The 20,240-nt window shown below is 68.2% G+C and carries 24 protein-coding genes; 8 read left to right on the forward strand and 16 right to left on the reverse strand.

What is annotated here, in order from left to right; translation table 11 throughout:
• Positions 1-30: 30 nt before the first annotated feature.
• Positions 31-885, forward strand: a complete 855-nt coding sequence (locus AB0I34_RS31655; RefSeq protein WP_360452195.1) for an oxidoreductase — start codon at positions 31-33, stop codon at positions 883-885.
• 36 nt (positions 886-921) lie between these two features.
• Here AB0I34_RS31655 and AB0I34_RS31660 read toward each other — a convergent pair whose 3' ends face one another.
• On the reverse strand, positions 922-1,605 hold the full coding sequence (locus AB0I34_RS31660; RefSeq protein WP_360452197.1) for a C39 family peptidase: 684 nt from the start codon (positions 1,603-1,605) through the stop codon (positions 922-924).
• A gap of 201 nt (positions 1,606-1,806) precedes the next feature.
• Positions 1,807-2,721, reverse strand: a complete 915-nt coding sequence (locus AB0I34_RS31665) for an LLM class flavin-dependent oxidoreductase (protein ID WP_360452199.1) — start codon at positions 2,719-2,721, stop codon at positions 1,807-1,809.
• Between the two features lie 61 nt (positions 2,722-2,782).
• Here AB0I34_RS31665 and AB0I34_RS31670 point away from each other — a divergent pair, with 61 nt between their 5' ends.
• Together AB0I34_RS31670 and AB0I34_RS31675 are read left to right on the forward strand one after the other, a co-directional pair.
• Positions 2,783-3,187, forward strand: coding sequence for a MarR family transcriptional regulator (locus tag AB0I34_RS31670; RefSeq protein WP_360452201.1), 405 nt, complete (start codon positions 2,783-2,785; stop codon positions 3,185-3,187).
• Positions 3,188-3,218: 31 nt separating this feature from the next.
• A complete protein-coding gene (locus AB0I34_RS31675; protein ID WP_360452203.1) occupies positions 3,219-4,220 on the forward strand; it encodes an LLM class flavin-dependent oxidoreductase in 1,002 nt (333 codons plus the stop codon).
• Here AB0I34_RS31675 and AB0I34_RS31680 read toward each other — a convergent pair.
• The 6 genes from AB0I34_RS31680 to rpsB form a co-directional block, all read right to left on the reverse strand.
• A complete protein-coding gene (locus tag AB0I34_RS31680) occupies positions 4,210-4,800 on the reverse strand; it encodes a GNAT family protein (protein ID WP_360452205.1) in 591 nt (196 codons plus the stop codon). The two genes, AB0I34_RS31675 and AB0I34_RS31680, sit on opposite strands and share 11 nt — an antisense overlap.
• Before the next feature lie 4 nt (positions 4,801-4,804).
• Positions 4,805-5,653, reverse strand: coding sequence for a phosphatidate cytidylyltransferase (locus AB0I34_RS31685; protein ID WP_360452207.1), 849 nt, complete (start codon positions 5,651-5,653; stop codon positions 4,805-4,807).
• Positions 5,653-6,207, reverse strand: coding sequence for a ribosome recycling factor (gene frr, locus AB0I34_RS31690; RefSeq protein WP_360452262.1), 555 nt, complete (start codon positions 6,205-6,207; stop codon positions 5,653-5,655). Before frr ends, AB0I34_RS31685 begins: the two co-directional genes overlap by 1 nt.
• Positions 6,208-6,346: 139 nt before the next feature.
• Positions 6,347-7,108 carry a UMP kinase gene (gene pyrH, locus AB0I34_RS31695; RefSeq protein WP_238163420.1) on the reverse strand — a complete coding sequence of 254 codons (762 nt, stop codon included), beginning with the start codon at positions 7,106-7,108 and terminating at the stop codon, positions 6,347-6,349.
• A 55-nt stretch (positions 7,109-7,163) separates the two neighbouring features.
• Positions 7,164-7,982, reverse strand: coding sequence for a translation elongation factor Ts (gene tsf, locus AB0I34_RS31700; protein ID WP_131354969.1), 819 nt, complete (start codon positions 7,980-7,982; stop codon positions 7,164-7,166).
• A gap of 84 nt (positions 7,983-8,066) precedes the next feature.
• Positions 8,067-9,071 (reverse strand): 30S ribosomal protein S2, encoded by a 1,005-nt coding sequence (rpsB, locus tag AB0I34_RS31705; protein WP_360452210.1) that lies wholly within the window; start codon positions 9,069-9,071, stop codon positions 8,067-8,069.
• A 299-nt stretch (positions 9,072-9,370) separates the two neighbouring features.
• Here rpsB and AB0I34_RS31710 point away from each other — a divergent pair, with 299 nt between their 5' ends.
• Positions 9,371-10,012, forward strand: coding sequence for a M23 family metallopeptidase (locus AB0I34_RS31710; protein ID WP_360452212.1), 642 nt, complete (start codon positions 9,371-9,373; stop codon positions 10,010-10,012).
• A 7-nt stretch (positions 10,013-10,019) separates the two neighbouring features.
• Here the strand turns inward: AB0I34_RS31710 and AB0I34_RS31715 are convergent, their stop codons facing one another.
• The 3 genes from AB0I34_RS31715 to AB0I34_RS31725 form a co-directional block, all read right to left on the reverse strand.
• A complete protein-coding gene (locus AB0I34_RS31715; protein WP_360452214.1) occupies positions 10,020-10,421 on the reverse strand; it encodes a VOC family protein in 402 nt (133 codons plus the stop codon).
• A 69-nt stretch (positions 10,422-10,490) separates the two neighbouring features.
• On the reverse strand, positions 10,491-10,970 hold the full coding sequence (locus tag AB0I34_RS31720) for an Rrf2 family transcriptional regulator (RefSeq protein WP_360452216.1): 480 nt from the start codon (positions 10,968-10,970) through the stop codon (positions 10,491-10,493).
• A 63-nt stretch (positions 10,971-11,033) separates the two neighbouring features.
• A complete protein-coding gene (locus tag AB0I34_RS31725; RefSeq protein WP_360452218.1) occupies positions 11,034-11,975 on the reverse strand; it encodes a tyrosine recombinase XerC in 942 nt (313 codons plus the stop codon).
• Between the two features lie 136 nt (positions 11,976-12,111).
• On the opposite strand from AB0I34_RS31725, the gene AB0I34_RS31730 reads away from it, so the two are divergent.
• The 4 genes from AB0I34_RS31730 to dprA all read left to right on the forward strand — a co-directional run bounded on the left by AB0I34_RS31730 (position 12,112) and on the right by dprA (position 17,150).
• On the forward strand, positions 12,112-13,740 hold the full coding sequence (locus AB0I34_RS31730; protein ID WP_360452220.1) for an amino acid permease: 1,629 nt from the start codon (positions 12,112-12,114) through the stop codon (positions 13,738-13,740).
• 76 nt (positions 13,741-13,816) lie between these two features.
• Positions 13,817-14,173 (forward strand): YraN family protein, encoded by a 357-nt coding sequence (locus AB0I34_RS31735; protein WP_360452222.1) that lies wholly within the window; start codon positions 13,817-13,819, stop codon positions 14,171-14,173.
• The gene (locus AB0I34_RS31740; RefSeq protein ID WP_360452224.1) at positions 14,173-15,750 is read left to right on the forward strand and encodes a YifB family Mg chelatase-like AAA ATPase; all 1,578 of its coding nucleotides are present in this window, start codon (positions 14,173-14,175) and stop codon (positions 15,748-15,750) included. Before AB0I34_RS31735 ends, AB0I34_RS31740 begins: the two co-directional genes overlap by 1 nt.
• Positions 15,751-16,070: 320 nt before the next feature.
• Positions 16,071-17,150, forward strand: a complete 1,080-nt coding sequence (gene dprA / locus AB0I34_RS31745; RefSeq protein WP_360452226.1) for a DNA-processing protein DprA — start codon at positions 16,071-16,073, stop codon at positions 17,148-17,150.
• Positions 17,151-17,178: 28 nt separating this feature from the next.
• Here dprA and AB0I34_RS31750 read toward each other — a convergent pair whose 3' ends face one another.
• From AB0I34_RS31750 to rplS, 5 genes are all read right to left on the reverse strand, one after another.
• Positions 17,179-17,502, reverse strand: coding sequence for a DUF2469 domain-containing protein (locus AB0I34_RS31750; protein ID WP_012922325.1), 324 nt, complete (start codon positions 17,500-17,502; stop codon positions 17,179-17,181).
• A gap of 76 nt (positions 17,503-17,578) precedes the next feature.
• Entirely contained in the window at positions 17,579-18,277 is a 699-nt protein-coding gene (locus AB0I34_RS31755; RefSeq protein WP_131517714.1) for a ribonuclease HII, read from the reverse strand.
• A 66-nt stretch (positions 18,278-18,343) separates the two neighbouring features.
• Positions 18,344-19,108: a signal peptidase I gene (gene lepB, locus AB0I34_RS31760; RefSeq protein WP_131355009.1), complete on the reverse strand. Its 765-nt coding sequence runs from the start codon at positions 19,106-19,108 to the stop codon at positions 18,344-18,346.
• The gene (gene lepB / locus AB0I34_RS31765) at positions 19,105-19,734 is read right to left on the reverse strand and encodes a signal peptidase I (protein ID WP_360452228.1); all 630 of its coding nucleotides are present in this window, start codon (positions 19,732-19,734) and stop codon (positions 19,105-19,107) included. Before lepB (AB0I34_RS31765) ends, lepB (AB0I34_RS31760) begins: the two co-directional genes overlap by 4 nt.
• 144 nt (positions 19,735-19,878) lie before the next feature.
• Complete coding sequence (gene rplS, locus AB0I34_RS31770; protein ID WP_131355015.1) at positions 19,879-20,238, reverse strand: 50S ribosomal protein L19; 360 nt, start codon at positions 20,236-20,238, stop codon at positions 19,879-19,881.
• Positions 20,239-20,240 lie beyond the last annotated feature (2 nt).

Consider the following 20,240-nt stretch of genomic DNA (forward strand, 5'->3'; position numbering starts at 1 on the left):
CGGAAGCGGCCCCGGACGAAGACTCGAAGTGTGAACAACACACTGGAAACACACGACGAACAAGGCCGGGTCTGGCTGATCACCGGCTGCTCCACGGGCTTCGGGCGGGAGCTCGTCCTGGCCGCTCTCGCGGCCGGCGACCGGGTGATGGCCACGGCCCGGCGGCCCGAAACCCTGGCCGACCTGGCCGAGCTGGGCCAGGGCCGGATCAGTACGGCCGTACTGGACGTCACCGACTCTGCCTCGATCCAGGCCGCGGTGCAGGCGACGATCGCGGTCTTCGGCCGGATCGACGTACTGGTCAACAACGCCGGCTCGATGGTGCTCGGCGCCGTCGAGGAGGTGTCGATGGCGGATCTGCGCGAACAGCTCGACGTCGTCTTCTTCGGTGCCGCCGAGGTGACGAAGGCCGTCCTGCCGTTGTTCCGCTCGCAGGGCTCGGGGACGATCGTGCAGATGAGCTCGCTCGGCGGGCTCAAGACCTATCCCGGGTACGGCGCGTACCACGCGGCGAAGTACGCGCTGGAAGGTCTGTCCGAGGCGCTGGCGACTGAGGTCGCGCCCTTAGGGATCCGCGTCCTTCTGGTGGAGCCGGGCGCCTTCCGGACCGAGTTCAACCGCAACAAGCGAGCCACCGCCGAGCTGGACATCTACCGGGACACCGCAGGCGCGACCCGGGCCGCGACCAGACAACTGCTCGACTCCGAGCCGAACGACCCGGTCAAGGGTGTCGCGGCGATCATGAAGGCGCTGGACAGCGACAACCCGCCACTGCGGCTGCTGCTCGGCAATGACGCGGTCGACGGACTCCGTGCACACCATGAGGCGCTCCTGGCCGAGGTGACCGAGTGGGAGCAGCTCAGCCGGTCCACTGCCATCGAGTAGCGGGCTGGAGCGGTCACACTCCAGCCCGCTGGGCGATCAGGCCGAGTAACCCTTCGGCGGAATCAGCGTGGCGAGCTGGTTGAAGGTCAGCCAGTACGTCGCGGTCGGCGCGAAGCCGGCCGGGTCAGCGATCAGCACAGTCATGTCGCTGGAGTCGTACCCGATCACGGTGAAGTAGTGGTAGATCGTGTAGTTCGGGTAACCCGGCGGGTGGTTGCTGGCCGGGGCGACGATGTTCGCGACGATCGGGTAGTTGTTGTCGATGTCGAGGGTGACGTCGCGCCAGAGCAGGTCGCGCTGCGCCTGGGTGGGCGGGTCGTTCGGCATCTCCTTGGTCTCGTACCAGCCGGTGCCCAGGTGGTTGTTGAGCACCCGCGTCACCTGCCCGATCCAGTCCGTGCCGTTCGTGGTGGTGGGCAGTTCGTTGGCCAGCTGCTGCTGGCTCGGCGGTGAGATCCGGGCGGACAAGGCGATCCGGGTCGCTGCCGGGCCACACCAGTAGCCGGTCTGCTGGTACTGGAAGTCGATGGGCAGCGTCTTGAGGGCCTGCGTGGAGTAGCCGAGCGTCGGCACCGGCTTGGCGGCCGCGGTGGCCTCGGCGGAGATGGCGGGCGCGGTTGGCACCGCGGTCGCCGGAGTGGATGCCATCGGCAACGCTGCTGCCGCGACCAGGGTCAGACCGCTCAGTGCGGCCTTGAGTTTCGTCGTCGTATGCCTCATGTCAGCTCCTCAGCCTCACAGGAACGCCCGGGGCGTGGTCGTCCCATTACTGAGTGCATTCCTGCCTCCCCGGCTTGTAAACCCCTCCAGCACCCGTCCCGGCACCAGGTCCGACTGGTGTTTTCCCAGGTCAGAAGCGGTTTCCAGTCACGTCGGGGAGGCGTGAAAAAATAACCAACCCTTTCCATCCAGCTCGAAAGGTCAGGCTGCGGAGGTCTGCTCGAGCACCGGATCGATGATCTCCCGGACCAGCCACTGTGCCGCCCGATCCGGGTACGGGCGGGTCAGCGAGAGCACGATGTGGTCGAACCCCAGCCCCGCCGCCCGGCGGATGATCGATCGGGTCGCGGCCGGATCGTCGTACGAGACGAGTTGCTGCAGCGAGCGGCTGACTGTGGCCGGGTCGCGGCCGATGCGGGCGCACTCCGCGTCGAGTCGACGGGCCCGGTCGGCGAGAACCTCGAAGTCGGTGTGCGGCGGGCCGCTGATGTTCCAGATGTCGGCGTACTCGGCGATCAGCCGCATCATCCGGTTGCCCCAGCCGCCGATCAGGAGCGGCGGTCCCGGTCGCTGGATCGGCTTGGGCTCGTTCCGGTTCTGCTCGAGCGTGTAGTACCGGCCGTGGAAGTCGAAGACGTCCTGCGTCCACATGCCGCGCAGGATCTCGATGGTCTCGCGCAGTCGGTCCACCCCCTCCCCCGGCGGGACCAGTGTCAGGCCGTACGCCTCGTACTCCGCGATGGCCGGGTTCGGTCCGGCGATACCGCCGGCACCGGGCGGTTGATGCGTACCGCCGGCGCCGAGGCCCATGGTCAGCCGGCCGCCCGAGATCACGTCCAGGGTGCTGGCGATCTTGCCGAGTACGGCGGGCGCGCGGACGCGGTTGCTGGTCACGAGCAGACCGAAGCGAAGGCGGGTCGTCTGCGCGGCGAGCGCGCTGAGCAGCGTCCAGCCTTCCAGTACGTCGCCGTCCTTGGGCCCGATGAGCGGCAGGAAGTGGTCCCACAACCAGGCGTCGCGGAACTGCGGGAACTCGTCGGCCTCGAGCCAGACGCGCTGGATGTCGGCGTACGGGACATGCATCGGGGTGGTTTTCAAGCCGAAGGTCAGAGTCATAATCGTCAGCGTAGCTGATGATCAGCGACCCTGACGATCAGTGGAGCGGTAGATTTGCCTCATGATGTCCGACCGGCTGGGGTATCTGCTCAAACATGTCCTCGCGCAGCTCACCGACGAGCAGGCCAAAGCGCTCGCCCCGTACGGGCTGAACGGCCGGGACCTCGCCGTACTGTCCGCAGTGGTTGCCGGTGAGCCGCTCTCGCAGCTGGAGGTCGCGTCCAGGCTCCGAGTCGACCGGACCTCGATCGGCGACCTGCTCGACAGCCTGGAGGAACGCGGACTGGTCGAGCGCCGGCGCAGTCCGGAGGACCGGCGGCGCAACGTCGTGGTGCTCACCGCCAAGGGCGAGTCGACGTTCGAGGACGCGGAGCGGGTGCGGCTGGAGGTTGAGCGCGAGTTCCTGGCCGCGCTACCGGATGCCGACCGCTTCCGTGAGGATCTGCGGCTGCTGCTTGGGGAATGACCGCTGCGCGGCCGCAGTTGGAAATGAGGTCATGGCTGCTCTCACTGGGGTTCCGCTCTCCGTCCTGGACCGCTCGCGGACGCGGGCAGGTGAGACGGAAGCGGAGACATTGCGTGCGACCGTCGAGCTCGCGCAGCAGGTGGAAGAGCTTGGCTACAAGCGTTTCTGGGTCTCGGAGCACCACAGCGTTCCCGGAGTGGTCGGATCGGCTCCCACCGTGCTGGCAGCCGCGATCGCGGCCCGCACCAGCCGGATCCGCGTCGGCACCGGCGGTGTGATGCTGCCGAACCATCAGCCGCTGGTGGTCGCCGAGCAGTTCGGAGTGCTGGAGTCGCTGTACCCGGGCCGCATCGACATGGGCCTCGGCCGGTCCGTCGGCTTCACCAATGGCATCCGCCGCGCCCTGGGCGTTGAGAAGGACGCGGCCGAGGACTTCGCCGCCCAGGTCCAGGAGCTACTGGGCTACTTCACCGGCACACTGCAGAACCAGGTCCACGCTCGTCCTGGAGAGGGTCTGCGGATCCCACCCTTCATCCTCGCTGTCGGCGAGGGCGCCCACCTCGCCGCTTCGCTCGGACTCCCCCTGGTCATCGCCGGCAGGGATGAGTCGGCACTGCTCCAGTTGGTCGACGACTACCGCGCCGAGTTCCAGCCGTCCACATGGGCTCCGCGGCCGTACGTCGTACTCGCGGTGACTGCTGCTGTTGCGGAGACCACGGAGGAGGCCAGGCAGTTGTTGTTGCCCGAGGCATGGGCGAGTGCCTACTCGCGCACGCGCGGGGTGTTCCCACCGCTGGAGTCTTCGGTACCTGGCGACCTGACCGCGAAGGAGCGCGAGCTCTTCGAGCAGTCGCTCCGCGGCCAGATCTATGGCACACCCGACCAGGTCGACGAGGCCCTCGGCGGGCTGGTACGTCGTACCGCCGCCGACGAAGTGCTGATCACCACGAACACCTACGACCGGGCCCACCTGGTCGCGTCGTACACCGCTCTGGCCGAGCTGGCGGGCACTCGCCGTACCGTCAGCGATTGAGCCGGTCCTCGAGGCGCTTGCGGACCTCGGGCCACTCGTCGACCAGGATCGAGAACACCACGGTGTCGCGGAAGGAACCGTCGGCCTGCCGCCTCTCCCGGCGCAGGACGCCCTCCCGGGTCGCACCGAGCTTGGCGATGGCCGCCTGCGACCGGGTATTGGTGGAGCCGGTCTGGATCTTCACCCGGCCGAATCCGCAGTCCTCGAAGGCGTGCTGGAGCAGCAGCAGCTTGGACGCCGGGTTCACCGCCGTACCCCAGACCGCCGGCGCGTAGCCGGTCCAGCCGAGGTGGATCGATTCGTTGGTCAGATCGACGTCGCCGAGGCTCGACGTACCGACGAGGGTGCCGTCGGCAACCAACCGGATCGCGTACGCGTAGCGCTGCTCCGATGACGGGATCCACTGCGCCCGCATGGCCTCGGCATCGGCCGGCATCCCGGCGATTCCACCGGCGAAGCCGGCGGCGTACACCTGCTCGTTGCCGATGGCGGCGTACAACTCCTCGATGTCGCTGTCCTGCAGCCGGTCCAGCCGGACGACCTCGCCTACCAGCGACCGTCCGTCGGGCGCCACCGTCATGCACTCACCCCTTCACCAGAAGATGCAGCAGCAGCCAGACCGCAGGGGCCGTGGCCAGCAACGAGTCCAGCCGGTCCATCACACCGCCGTGCCCCGGCAGCAGGTTGGACATGTCCTTGATGCCAAGGTCGCGCTTGATCATCGACTCGCTGAGATCGCCCACCGTGGCTGTCAGCACGGCCACCGCGCCGACGATCGCACCGGCCCACCAGTCCCCGTCGAGCAGCCACACGACCGAACCGATGCCGGCACCGATGCACGCGAGGGTCGAGCCCGCGAAGCCCTCCCAGGACTTCTTCGGACTGATCGTCGGAGCCATCGGGTGCTTGCCGAACAGCACCCCGGCCGCGTAGCCGCCGACGTCACTGGCGACCACGACCAGGAAGAAGGTCAGAACACGCTGCGGGCCGTCCGACTCCGGCTGGACCAGCAGGATCGCGAAGCCGGCCAGCAGCGGTACGTACCCGATCAGGAACACCCCGGCGCTCGCGTCCCGGACGAACCCGACCGATCCGCCCGGCATCCGCCACCAGATCGTCGCCAGCACAGTGAGCGCGAGCGCGATCAGCAGCGCCATCGGTCCCCAGAAGTACGCCGCCATCAGCATCGCCGTCGTACCGGCGAACAGCGGGATCCTCGGGATCACCGCGCCGCCCGCACGCAGAGCCTTGATCATCTCGTCGACGGCCACCAGCACGGCGGCCAGCACGAGGACGGCGAACAGAACCTTCTCCCAGAACAGCGATCCGAGGATCAGGGCGCCGAGACCGACCCCGACCGCGATGGCCGCAGGCAGATTCCGCCCGGCGCGGCTCGGGCTGGGACTCGGCGCGGGCGTGCTGTCGACGCCCATCACACCTCGAGCAGTTCGGCTTCCTTGTGCTTGAGCAGATCGTCGATCGAGTCGACGTACTTCTTCGTCAACCCGTCGAGCCGCTTCTCAGCACTCTTGCCCTCGTCCTCGCCCGCGTCGCCGTCCTTGACGGTCTTGTGCACCTGGTCCATGGCGTGCCGGCGGATGTTGCGGACCGAGACCTTGGCTTCCTCGGCCTTGGTCTTGGCGACCTTGATGTACTCCTTGCGCCGCTCCTCGGTCAACTGCGGCATCACCACCCGGATCACCGCACCGTCGTTACCCGGGTTCACCCCCAGGTCCGAGTCGCGGATCGCCTTCTCGATCGCCGCCATCGCACCCTTGTCGTACGGCGAGATCAGCACGGTCCGGGGCTCCGGGACCTGGAAACCGGCCAGTTGCTGCAGCGGCGTCGGGCTGCCGTAGTAGTCGGCCAGAATGCCCGCGAACATCTGCGGGTGGGCCCGGCCGGTGCGGATCGCGGCGAAGTCGTCCTTCGCGACCTCCACAGCCTTCGCCATCTTCTGCTCGGCTTCGCGGAGAGCTTGGTCGATCACGACATTCCTCGCTTCCTCAGGGCCGCCTCGGCGCGGCCACTGCATACCCTACGAACGCAGGTTTACCAGATAACGGACATCCACCCGTGTCGAACGATCCTAGTGGTACGCCGCGGTACCGGCTGCGGCCGGGGGACTACTGACCGGGAGAAACGATGGTCCCGATCTTCTCGCCGTGCACGACCCGGGCGATGTTGCCCTCCTCGAGGCCGAAGATCACGATCGGCAGCGCGTTGTCGCGGGCCAGGCTGATCGCGGTGGCGTCGGCGACCCGCAGTCCGCGGGCGAGGAAGTCGTCGTACGACAACTGGTCGAACTTCACCGCGTCCGGGTTCTTCTTCGGGTCGGAGTCGTAGACCCCGTCCACACCCTGCTTGCCCATCAGCAGCGCCTCGGCGCCGATCTCCAGCGCCCGCTGCGCGGCGACCGTGTCGGTGGAGAAGTACGGCATGCCGGAACCGGCGCCGAAGATCACCACACGGCCCTTCTCCAGGTGCCGCTCGGCCTTGCGCGGGATGTACGGCTCGGCGACCTGGCCCATCGTGATGGCGGTCTGCACCCGGGTCTCGATACCGAGCTTCTCCAGGAAGTCCTGCAGCGCCAGGCAGTTCATCACCGTGCCCAGCATGCCCATGTAGTCGGCCCGGTTGCGCTCCATCCCGCGCTGCTGCAACTCGGCACCACGGAAGAAGTTGCCGCCGCCGACCACCACGGCGACCTGGACGCCGGCCCGGGCCACCCCCGCGATCTGCTTGGCGATGGAGTTCACCACGTCGGGGTCGACGCCGAGCTTGCCGCCGCCGAACACCTCACCCGACAGCTTCAGCAGCACCCGGTGATAGGCCGGCGCGAACGGCGAAGAGGCCGGACTCGTCTCGGTACCCAGGGTTTCCGTCACGATTCCGGCCTCCTCGATCGTTGCTGTCTTGCTGATCCCTCGAAGATCCCGAAGCTCAGGCGCCGACCTCGAAGCGGGCGAACCGCTTCACGGTCACGCCGGCCTCGTCGAGCACGGCCTTCACGGTCTTCTTGCTCTCCTGGACCGACGCCTGCTCGAGTAGGACGACGTCCTTGAAGAAGCCGTTCACCCGGCCCTCGACGATCTTCGGCAGAGCCTGCTCCGGCTTGCCCTCCTCGCGAGCGGTCGCCTCGGCGATCCGCTTCTCGTTCTCGACCGTCTCGGCCGGGACCTCGTCGCGGGTCGTGTACAGCGGGCGCATCGCGGCGGCCTGCATGGCGGCACCACGAGCGGCCTCGACGTTGTCGCCCTCGAACTCGACCAGCACGCCGACCTGGGCCGGCAGATCAGCGGCACGCTTGTGCATGTACGCCGTCACCTGGCCGTCGAACACGGCGACCTTGCCCAGCTCGAGCTTCTCGCCGATGACCGAGGCCAGCGCCTCGATGTTCTCGGCGACGCTCTTGCCGTCGGACAGCTTCTCGCTCAGCAGGCCCTCGACGTCGGCGACCTTGCTGGCGGCGGCGTGCGCGACGATGTCGGCGGCCAGCTGCTGGAACTGCTCGTTCTTGGCGACGAAGTCGGTCTCGCAGTTCAGCTGGACCAGCGCGTTCTCCGCCGCGGCCACCAGGCCGTTGGTGGCGGAGCGCTCGGCGCCCCGCTTGGCGGCCTTGGCCGCGCCGTGGATGCGCAGCTCCTCGATCGCCTTCTCGAAGTCGCCGTCGGTGGTCTCGAGCGCCTTCTTCGCGTCCATCATGCCCGCGCCGGTGGCGTCGCGGAGCTTCTTCACGTCAGCGGCGGTGTAGTTCGCCATTCCTCGTTCTCTCGTCTTGTCGATGCGGCTGGATAGGCGGGCTCGAGTGCCGCCCGGTGTGTACCGGGCGGCGACTCAGGGCTGTCAGGCCTCGTCGGCCTTGGGGGCCTCGTCGGCCTTCACGGCGTCGACGGCCGGGGTCTCCTCGACAGCAGCCGGGGTCTCCTCGACAGCAGCCGGGGTCTCCTCGACAGCGGCCGGAGCTTCCTCGGCAGCGGCGGCCGGCGCCTCAGCGGCGGCATCCTTCGGCGCCTCGGCGGCTTCCGGAGCCTTCGCGGCGTCGCCATCGGCGGACTTGGCCTCGGAGGTGCCGTTCTGGCTCTCCAGCAGCTCGCGCTCCCAGGCAGCCAACGGCTCCTCGGCGCCGAGCTCCTCACCGGCAGCGGCAGCACCCTGACCCGAGCGGGCCATCAGGCCGTCGGCGACGGCGTCGGCGACCACGCGGGTCAGCAGGCCGACCGAGCGGATCGCGTCGTCGTTGCCCGGGATCGGGAAGTCGACCTCGTCCGGGTCGCAGTTGGTGTCCAGGATGCCGATGATCGGCAGCTTCAGCTTGCGCGCCTCGTCGACGGCGAGGTGCTCCTTCTTGGTGTCCACGATCCACACGGCGGCCGGAACCCGGGCCATGTCGCGGATACCACCGAGGGTCTTGAGCAGCTTGTCGTGCTCGCGCCGCTTCTGCAGCAGCTCCTTCTTGGTGACGCCCGAGGCCGCCACGTCGTCGAAGTCGAGCAGTTCCAGCTCCTTGAGCCGCTGGAGCCGCTTGTTCACGGTCTGGAAGTTGGTGAGCATGCCGCCCAGCCAACGCTGGTTCACGTACGGCATGCCGACCCGGGTCGCCTGCTCGGCGATCGCTTCCTGGGCCTGCTTCTTGGTGCCGACGAACAGGATCGCCCCGCCCGAGGCGACCGTGCTGCGGACGAACTCGTAGGCGCGGTCGATGTACGACAGCGACTGCTGCAGGTCGATGATGTAGATGCCGTTGCGCTCGGTCAGGATGTAGCGCTTCATCTTGGGGTTCCAGCGCCGGGTCTGGTGCCCGAAGTGCACGCCGCTCTCGAGGAGCTGCTTCATGGTCACGACGGCCATGAGGGTGTTGCCTCCTGTCGCGCTTTCCCGGGTCGCTCGATCCGGTCGGCGCAGTCTCGGTTGTCTCGCGGCGGACCGGGTGGCCCGCCGTGCCTGATGCCCGTCGGCACGCAACCCACCCGGGAGGTCCCGGGACCGAGGGAGGCGCGCTGTTGTGCGGGCATGCGTAGTCGTCCCACTCACATGGGACGCCACCGGAAGTGTACGGGACCACCCCGGCCCAAAGCGAACCGGGCCCGGTTGTCCACAGTCCCGAACTCACCACCGGAAATCAGGGGTTTCGACGGCATGTTCCAGGCATGAACCTCGTCCTTCTCGCCCTGACCCTCGCCACCGCAGGCCCGGATCCTGCGAACTGGCCCCTCCAACCCCGCCCCGAGGTCGTCCGCGGCTTCGAACTGCCCGCCAAACCCTGGCTCCCGGGCCACCGCGGAGTCGACCTGACCGGCTCCCCGGGCCAACCCGTCCGCGCCGCAACCTCCGGCACAGTCACGTACGCCGGTCAGCTCGCCGGTCGCGGCGTTGTCGCGGTGTCACACGGCGCGCGCCGGACCACCTACGAGCCGGTCGTTCCGGCGGTCACCGTGGGCACTGCCGTCACCATGAGCACGGTGATCGGCCGCCTCTCGGGCGCCGGCTCACACTGCTCACCCGCGACCTGCCTTCACTGGGGCCTGATCGAAGGCAAGCGCTACCTCAATCCGCTCACACTGCTCCCGGACCGCCCGGTCCGCCTACTCCCCCTCAGTTCCCCGCCGGTCGCGGGCGCCGCGGGGCCTGTCGAGGCGCGGCCGGTGCACACCACCGCGTCGCCACCTCCGCAGCCGGTGCGCCCGACCGCCTCACCGCCGGCTTCAAGCTCAAACCGGACAGGCGCGATCGTGGTCGCCAGTGCGGCGGCCTTGACCCTGGCCGGCGGCCTCCTGCTCAAGCGCCACTAGGACATCCCTAGGCCAGGTTGAGCTGCCACGAGATCCCGAACCGGTCGCCGACCCACCCGAACTTCCGGCTCCAGCCGTACTCCCCCAGCGGCATCATCACCTTGCCCTTCTCGGACAAGACGCCGAACAGCCGGTCGATCTCAGCCTCGTCCGCACAGTCGACCCAGAGCGAGATCGACGGCGTGAAGTCGAACCCGTGCTGCACCGGGCTGTCGCTGCACATGTACTGCTGACCCGCCAACGTGAAGATCGCATGCATCACCGAGCCCTCGGCGCCGGGTCCCTCCGACCCGTAGCGAGTGATCGAGACGACCTCCGCATTGTCGAAGAGCGACAGGTAGAAGTTCATCGCCTCCTCGGCCCTGCCGTCCTGGAACATCAGGAACGTGGTGGTCTTCTGCTCAGCCATCAGTCCTCCTGTAGTCACGGCTTATATAAGGCCACACTGTAACAGTCGGATCGGGGTCCCGGGGAGAGGTCAGCTGCCGGGAACGCGCGCTTGCCAGGCGTCCTCGTCGCGGGAGCGACGCTCGACGCCGGCAGGGAGTTTGTTCTTGGCGAGATCGATGAGCGTGGTGTGCTCGAGCACGTCCCGCAGACTCGCGCGGGCGGCGATCCAGACCCGTTGCAGTACGACGGCCCGCTCGTTGTACGCGACGCTCTCGGGCCGCACCCCGGAGATGCTCACGATCGGTCCGTCCACCGCACGCATCACGTCGGCGACAGAGATCTCGTTCGGGTCCACGGCGAGTTTCCAGCCGCCGGACTGTCCCCGCTGACTCACCAGGATCCCCGCACGCCGGAGGTCCGCCAAGATCCCTTGGAGGAACCCATGCGGAATGCCCTGCGCACGGCTGAGCTCCTCGGCCGACACGACCGACGGGTCGTTCGCCACCCATCGTTGGGTGATCTCGATCAGCGCCCGCAACGCATAGTCAGACTTCGCCGAAACCCGCATGAACCGCAGTCTGCCCCATCCCCGGACCCGCTCGCCGCATCCACCCGCGGACAGCCCGACAGATCACGCCCGAGGGTGAGCCTGTTCGTAGGCCCGGCGCAGGCGGTCGGTGGAGATGTGGGTGTAGATCTGAGTGGTCGCCAGCGATGCGTGGCCGAGCAGCTCCTGGACGCTGCGAAGGTCGGCGCCACCTTCGAGCAAGTGGGTCGCCGCCGTATGGCGCAGACCGTGCGGCGACAGGTCGGGGGCATCGACGACTCCGATGCGCTCGTGGACAAGGCGTCGTACCGCTCGCTGATCGATTCGGCCGCCACGCGCCCCCAGGAACACCGCCGGCCCACTCCCCTGCCGCGCCAACTGCGGGCGAGCCTCGTCGAGCCAGCGCCGCAGTGCGTCGGAGGCCGGCACTCCGTACGGGACAGCGCGTTCCTTGCGACCCTTGCCGAAGACGCGGACGACTCGGCGCGAGGTGTCGATGTCGTCGATGTCGAGGGCACAGAGTTCGCCGACGCGGATGCCGGTCGCGTAGAGCAGTTCCATGATCGCCAGGTCACGCAGGCCGATCGGGCCGCCGTCGTCGGCCGCCACGGCCGCCGCGTCGAGCACGGCACGCGTGTCGGCCTGCCCCAACACTCCCGGCAGGCTCTTGTGCGGCCTCGGACTGGCCAGCAACGCGCCCGGATCCGTGCTGATCCGTCCGGTTCGCTGCGCCCAGGCGGTGAAGACACGCGCGGCGGTGGCGCGGCGCGACATCGTGCTGCGCGCCTTCCCGAGGCTTTGCTGCTTGGCCAGCCACGACCGCAGCCCCCGGATATCCAGGCCCTCGAGATCATCGTGACCAAGACGAATCAAATGTTCGAGTAAATCCGCGACGTCTCCACGGTACGCTCTGACCGAATGTCTACTGAGGTCCCTCTCCGCCGCCAGATGCCGTTCGTAGTCAGCCAGTAACGCAGTGAAACCTTCCGGCCAGGAAGGGTTCGCGCTGGCATCGTCCGGCGTCATGCCTCGACGATGCGGCAGCCGACGCGGCATCGCAAGGCACCGCGCGGGGGCCGAGGAGAGGAGGTCTGGTCGATAGCCCGACGGTCGACTACTGTTCGGCCCGATTGCCCAAGTAGCAACGGAGGCACCCCTGACCATGGCCCCCTCAGCGAACGGACAGACCGTAGGCCGGCGCCTGCCGGTCGAGTCGGCGTTCACTCGAGTCGAGGACGCACGGCACCGTCTGCCGCGCTTGTTCGGTCGTCGCGATCTGGTCGTACTCGGCCTGGGCGTGATGATCGGGTCCGGCATATTCAGCATCAGCGGCAACCAGGCGGCCAAAGTCGCCGGTCCGGCCGTGATTTTGTCGTTCGTCATCGCGGCGATCGTCTGTGTGCTGGCCGCGGCCTGTTACGCCGAGCTGTCGTCCACGATTCCTGTATCGGGTAGCGCGTACACCTTCAGCTATGTGACCTTCGGCGAGATGTGGGCCTGGCTGGTCGGCTGGGCGCTCGTGCTGGAACTCGTCACCGCGGCCGCGATCGTCGCCCGCGTCTGGTCGGCGTACTTCCTGGCCACACTGGACGGGTTCGGACTGACACTGCCCGACGGCGTGGCGAAGTTCTTCGGCCCGGATGCGAAGGTCAACCTGGTCGCGCCGCTGCTGCTGCTGATCCTGACCGCGCTGATCGTGACCGGTACGAAGCTGTCCGCCCGGGTGCTGACCGTGGTGGTGATCGCGAAGGTCGCCGTGATCGTGTTGGTCGTGGTGGTCGGCGCGGCGCACATCAACATGGACAACTACCACCCCTTCGTGCCGATGGCCCGGGCCGCGCCCGCGACCGCCAGTCCAACCCTGCTGGGCTGGATCCTCGACTCGTCGTTCGGTTCGTTCGGGATGATGGGCATCTTCACGGCCGCGAGCTCGATCGTGTTCGCCTACATCGGGTTCGACCTGATCGCGACCGCGTCCGAGGACGCGCGCAGCCCGCGCAAGACGGTCCCGCAGGGCATGCTGCTCGGCGTCGGCGCCGTCACGATCCTCTACATCGCGATGGCCGTGGTTCTGGTCGGAATGCGCCCGTACGGCGAGCTGGGCGGCAGCGCACCGGTCTCCGAGGCGTTGGCGGCGACAGGAGTCGGGTGGGCCGCGAAGGTGGTCAATCTGGGTGCATTGCTCGCGCTGATGACAGTGATCATGGTGGTGCTGATCGCGCAGAGCCGTGTGTTGTTCAACATGGGCCGCGACGGTCTGCTGCCGAAGAGCCTCGGACGGGTCAGCCGGGTGTACTCCTCCCCTGCCCGCGCGGCGGCCGCTGCCGGCTTCGCGGCACTGGCGCTGACGCTCTACCCGAAGGTGCTGGAGCTCGAGGAACTGCTGGTCATCGGCGCGTTGTTCTGCTTCGCTTTCTGTGCGATCGGCGTACTCACCCTGCGTCGCTCCGAGCCGAACCTGGAGCGTGGTTTCCGGGTGCCGATGGTGCCGCTGATCCCGCTGCTGTCGCTGGCCGCGACGGTGTGGCTGATGCTGAACCTGAAGACGAGCACGTGGACGAAGTTCGGTGTCTGGATGGTCATCGGCCTGGCGATCTACGGGCTGTACGGGCGCTGGCACAGCCGGCTGGCCAATGAGGACAGCTGGGACTACGACATCGGCGACACCGACCCTGGGACCGGTGGTCTGCAGGCGATCCGCACCGAGCAGCCTGGCGAGCAGACGAACGAGTTGCGCGCTGTCCGCACGCCGCCGCAGAAGCCGACGCGCGGCAAGCACATGCGCAACTGAGGTTGTCCACAGGCAGAAAGTGAGGTCCGAAATCGAGGCCTGATCCCGGCATGTTCTCTGCCGGAGGTGGTCACCGATGCGCACCAAGAACGTCGTCGGACGGTACGGCGAAGACCTCGCCGCCAGGTATCTGGCCGGAGAGGGCTTCGCCATCCTCGAGCGCAACTGGCGCTGCGAGCTGGGCGAGATCGACATTGTCGCGCGCGAGGGCGACACGCTTGTCGTCTGTGAGGTGAAGACCCGGCGCGGGCTGAACTACGGCAGCCCGCTGGAGTCGATCACATACCGGAAGCTGACCACGCTGCGGAAGCTGGCGGGTCGCTGGCTGCAGACCCACCAGCTCAAACCTGGCGCGATCCGGATCGACATCGTCGCCGTGCTCTTCGACCAGAACACGGCGCCGCAGGTCGACCACTTGCGAGGTGCGGCCTGATGGCGCTCGCACAGACGTGGTCCGTCGCGCTGGTCGGCCTCGAAGGTCATCTGGTCGAGGTCGAGGCCGACATCGCGCAAGGCCTGCCCAAGACGACGCTCATCGGCCTCCCAGACGCATCGTTGTCCGAGGCCCGTGATCGGGTCCGCGCCGCGGTGGTGAACAGCGGGGAGCGATTCCCCGATCGCAAGGTCACCATCGGCCTCTCACCGGCCACCCTGCCGAAGACCGGTTCGCATTACGACGTCGCCATCGCGCTCGCCTTGCTCTCGGCCGCGGGAGTGATCGACGCCAAGTCGTTGCGGCAGACCGCGATCATCGGTGAGCTCGGCCTGGACGGCCGGATCCGCGAGGTCCGTGGTGCGCTCGCGATGACCTTGGCCGCGGCCCGTTCCAGCTTCGAGCGCATCGTCGTCCCGGAGCTGAACTCGGGCGAGGCGCGTCTCGTGCCCGGCATCGAGGTGTACGGCGTGCGCTCGCTACGGCAGGTGCTTGCCCTGTTGCGTGGCACCGAGATCCCGGACGAGGCACCGCCGCGGGCCGAGCCCCGGCTGCTGTCCGAGTCGCTGACCCGGGTTCCTGAGGTCGATCTGGACGACATCATCGGTCAACGCGAGGGGCGACGGGCAATCGAAGCCGCGGCCGCGGGCGGGCATCACCTGTTCCTGCACGGGCCGCCGGGCTCGGGCAAGACGATGCTGGCTGAGCGGCTGGCCGGATTGATGCCAGACTTGAGCACGGACGACTCGCTCGAAGTGTCCGCGGTGCATTCGCTGGCGGGACTCCTGACCAACGACGCCGAGCTGGTGGTGCGTCCGCCGTTCATCGCGCCGCACCACACCGCGTCGCTGTCCAGTCTTGTCGGTGGTGGCTCTGGCATGCCGCGGCCGGGGGCCATCAGCTGTGCGCATCGCGGGATCCTGTTCATCGACGAGGCGCCCGAGATGCATCCGCTGACGCTCGACACGCTGCGGCAGCCGCTGGAGTCGGGGTACATCGAGGTCCATCGGTCGGCGGCTGTGGCGAAGTTCCCGGCCCGCTTCATGCTCGTGCTCGCGGCCAATCCGTGTCCCTGCGGCATGTCTGGTGCGGGGAACGCGATCTGCAACTGCACGCCGCAGGTGCTGGCGCGGTATCGGCAGCGGATCAGTGGACCGATCAAGGATCGCCTCGACATTCAGCGGCAGATCCTGCCGACCTCACGAGGGGTCGCCGACCGCGAGGCCTCCGAGTCGACCGCGGCAGTGGCCGAGCGCGTGAAGGCGGCACGCGACCGGCAGGCGCACCGCTACCGCGAGACCGGCTGGATCCTCAACAGCGAGGTCCCCGGCCCGGTGCTGCGGCGCGAGTTCCCGTTGGATGCCGCCAGCCACAAACTCCTCGAGGACCTCTACACCGCCGGCCGCCTCACCGCCCGTGGCTTCGACCGCGTCGTCCGAGTGGCTTGGACCCTCGCAGATCTCCAAGGCATCGATCAACCAACCGCTGCCCTGACCCACGAAGCCTTCCAACTCCGCACCGGCGAACCCCTGACCGACCTCTCCGACACCCGTCCCCTCAAAGGAATCCCCGCATGACGCTCACCCGCAGCACGGCTCCAAGGAACCTGGCTTCGCATGAACCGGCCTCTGCCATCACCTCAGGCAATCAGTTGCCTGCGCCCCCATCCCGTCGCAGCACGTGTACGTGCTCTCCCCCGATGACGTTGCCTCGGGCATCCAGCACCTCCGCGGCTGAGGCGCGTGCCTCGGTGGCGGTCACGGAGGGGGTGGTGGGTGGAGCTGACGTGGTGGACGAGGCGTCGGTGGATGGGGTTGGCGGGACGGGTGGTGGCGGGACCGCGGGAGTTGGCGGGGGCGGAGATGAGGAGCGGCTCGTTCGGGTTGGGTTGTCCCGGGTGGTGGAGCCCGGGGACCTGGTTGCCTTGAAGGCGTTTGCGGGGATGGAGGTGCTGGAGATCTGGGAGCTCTTGCGGGGGAAGGCGCCAGGCACCGAGCGGTGGTCCACGCGGCTGGCTGCGGCGCAGCCTGAGCGGGACCTCGAGCGGGCGGCTGCTGCAGGAGCGCGGTTCGTGATCCCTGGGGACGACGAGTGGCCCGAGCAGGTGGAGGTGCTGGCCGAGGCCGGGCAGCTGACTCGTCGGGCCGGCGTGCCGTTCGGGCTGTGGGTCCGAGGGCCGGCGCATCTGCGCAAGACGCTCGCGCGATCCGTCGCGATGGTGGGTGCTCGCGCGTGTTCGTCGTACGGCGAGCATGTCGCGGCGGAGCTCGCGGGTGGGCTGGCGGACAACGGCATCACGGTGGTGTCAGGCGGGGCGTACGGGATCGACGCGGCGGCGCATCGGGGTGTGCTGGCTGGTTCCGGGGTGACGGTCGCCGTGCTGGCATCTGGGGTTGATACGAGCTATCCGAAGAGCAACTCCGCGATGTTCAGCCGGATCGTGGAGGACGGGTTGGTGGTGAGCGAGCTACCACCTGGATGTTCACCGACCAAGCTGCGGTTCCTCGCGCGCAACCGGCTGATCGCGGCGGGCACGCTCGGCACGGTCGTCATCGAGGCAGCGGTCCGGAGCGGAGCGCTGAACAGCGCAGGTTGGGCCGAGCAGTGCGGACGTGCCGTCCTCGCGGTGCCCGGGCCGATCACGTCCCGCATGTCCGCAGGCAGCCACCTGCTGGTCCGCGAACGAGACGCCGTACTCGTCACGAGCGTCGCCGAGATCATCGAGGCCGTCTCCCCGCTCGGCACCGGCCTCGCGCCGCGCCCACAAGCCCCCAAGAACCCCAGCGACGAACTCCCCCACGACGTCCGTCGCACCCTCGACGCCGTCCCGGTCGTCAACCCAGCGCCCGCCGCCCGCATAGCCACCACCGCAGGTCTGGACCTCCCGACCACCCAGTCCTGCCTGGAAACCCTCGCCGCCCTCGCCCTCGTCCACCCCACCCCAACCGGCTGGCGCCTCACACCTACCCCACCCTGATGTGGGGTGGGGGTCGGAGTCGGCGGGGTCAGCGGCCGAAGTCGGAGTCCTTGGGGACTTCCAGGTCGGACTTGGCCAGTTCTTCGATGTTGACGTCGCGGAAGGTGACAACCTTGGCGTTCTTGACGAAGCGGGCGGATCGATAGACATCCCAGACCCACGCGTCGGCCATCGTCACCTCGAAGTACACGTCGCCGCCCTCAGTGCGGACCTTCAGGTCGACCGCGTTGCACAGATAGAAGCGCCGTTCGGTCTCCACGACGTACTTGAAGATCCCGACGACGTCCTTGTACTCCCGATAGAGCTGCAGCTCCATATCGGTTTCGTACTTCTCGAGGTCGTCAGCGCTCATACCTCCACCTCGCAACGCTCGGTTCCGGCATGAGCGCTGAGAGCGCTGTGCTTGTTTGGGCGCTCGCTGCGCTCGCTCATCGGCTCTCCACTCCGGTGGGACTGGTCACATTCTGTCCCATATCGGGTCGCAGACTGCGGCGGACATTCTCGAACCGCCGTCGATGTTGTGGGCACGGGCCGTATTCGTCCAGCGCCGCCTGGTGTTCGGGCGTGCAGTAGCCCTTGTGGATCCCGAAACCGTACTGCGGGTACACCTTGTCCCAGTGCTCCATCACCCGGTCGCGCGTCACCTTCGCGATGATTGACGCGGCAGCGATACAGGCGGCCACGCGATCACCCTTCCAGATCGCCAGGCCAGGGACGCCGAGCCCGTCGACGCCGAACCCGTCGGTCAGCACGTACGCCGGGCGCACGTCGAGGCGGAAGAGCGCGCGGCGGAGCGCCTCCACATTCGCGACGTGCATGCCCAGGCGATCGCACTCGGTGGACTCGATGGCGACGACCGACCAGGCCAGGGCGCGCTTGCGGATCTCGTCGTAGCAGCGGTCACGGGCCTTCGCGGTCAACAGCTTCGAGTCGGCGAGCTCCGGGATCTGGCCGCGCTTGCCCTCGGGCAGGATCACCGCGGCCGCGACCAGCGGTCCCGCGCACGGTCCGCGGCCCGCCTCGTCCACACCGGCGATCGGATCCAGGCCGACGCGGCGCAGCGCCCGTTCGTACCCGTACAGCCCGGCATCGCGCCGTACCGTGCTCCCGCGCGGCAACACGCTCATGCAGCCCTCCGCATCACAGCTCCACACTAGGCACGACCACCGACGTCCCCGCTGAGCGGGGTCCTGTCATTTGGGCGGTGGGGTGAGGGATATCGAGGGTTTGTCCGGCGCCGGCCCGGGCGCCGGGACGGCTTTGAAGGTGTCGGGGACGCCGAGCTTGCCCCAGCGGCCCGCAGGCCAGACGATCATGATGGCGCGGCCGGTGACCTTGTCCATCGGGACGAAGGCGGCGTCGCCGGGATTGTTGCCGTTGGCGTCCACGTCGCTCAGATGGACGCGGGAGTCGCCGGAGGCAGACCGGTGGTCACCCATCACGAACACGCGCCCAGCTGGCACAGTGACCTGGAACTCCATCTGGGACGGCGCGTCGCCCGGGTACAGGTAACTGGTCTCGTCCAGAGGCTGGCCGTTCACCAGCAGCCGGCCCTTCTCGTCGCAGCAGGCGACCTTGTCGCCCGGCATGCCGATCAGGCGCTTGATCAAGTGGCCGTGGCTGGAGTCCGGCAGCAGGCCGACGATCTCGAAGAACCGGCCGATCGACCCACGCTTCTGACCGCTCTCCTCCGGGCCGAGCCAGCCGCCCGGGTCCTCGAAGACGACCACGTCGCCGCGCTTGACGTCGGTGAGCTTCTCCACCACGACGCGGTCGCCGACCAGCAGGGTGTTCTCCATCGACTCGCTGGGGATGATGAACATCTGCCCGACGAACGCCCGCAGGATCGACGAGACGATGAGCGCCCCGACCACGATCAGCACGAACTCGCGAGCGGCGGCCGCGAAGCCCGATCGGTGTGCGGGTTTCTCGTCCGTCTTCGTCGGTGTATCGGTCACTTCTTCAGCCCCGGCTTCTTGAAGGTTTCCGGAGGACGCAGCATCGTCATCCGGTCAGACGGCCAGATTACGCAACAGGCCCGGCCAACCACGTTCTCGACCGGTACGAACCCGCCACCGGGGCCGCCCATATGGGCGCGGGAGTCGGCGGATTCAGCACGATTGTCCCCCATCACCCACAGGTGGCCTGGCGGCACCACCACGCTGAAGGGCAGCTCGGACGGCTTCGCGTCCTTGAGCAGGTACTCGCGTTCGTCCAGCGGGATGCCGTTGACTGTGATCCGGCCCGAGCGGTCGCAGCAGATCACCTTGTCGCCGCCGACGCCGATCACCCGCTTGACCAGGTGCCCCTCGCCGCTGCGCGGCAGGATCCCGACGAACTCGCCGACCCGGCGGAACGGGCCGGGCTCGGTCTGCGCCTCGTTCAGCCAGTTGGCGGGGTCCCTGAACACGATGATGTCGCCGCGGTCCACGTCGCGGTGCATGTAGCTGATCTTCTCGGCCAGGATGCGGTCGTTCGTGGTCAGCGTGTCGTACATCGACTCCGACGGTACGTAGAACGCTTCCGCGACGAACAGCCGCAGTACCACCGTGATGACGAGGGCGAGCACCGTGACGGTGCTCATCTCGATGAGCAGGCTGAGCAGCGGGTTGCGCTGCTTCAGCCTGCGGTGACGTCCCTTACTGCGACGTGCCCTCCGGGCGACCGGGCGAGGGCGAGCGCGAGTCGCAGTGCTCGGCGCCATAGGTGACCGTCGTCGCTACGACGCTCAGGAGGCCGGGACGTCCCGCTTCTCCTTGATCTTGGCTGCCTTGCCGCGCAGCTCGCGCAGGTAGTACAGCTTGGCGCGACGGACGTCGCCGCGGGTCACGACCTCGACCTTCTCGACGATCGGGGTGTGCAGCGGGAAGGTCCGCTCGACGCCGACACCGAAGCTGACCTTGCGGACCGTGAAGGTCTCCTGCAGGCCACCACCCTGGCGCCGGATCACGACACCCTGGAACACCTGGACGCGGGACCGGTTGCCCTCGACGACCTTGACGTGCACCTTGACGGTGTCACCGGGACGGAAGGCGGGGATGTCGTCGCGCTTGCTCGCGTTGTCGAGCTCGTTCAGGATGTTGCTCATCA

It is taken from the genome of Kribbella sp. NPDC050281 (assembly GCF_040655855.1).
Taxonomy (GTDB): domain Bacteria; phylum Actinomycetota; class Actinomycetes; order Propionibacteriales; family Kribbellaceae; genus Kribbella.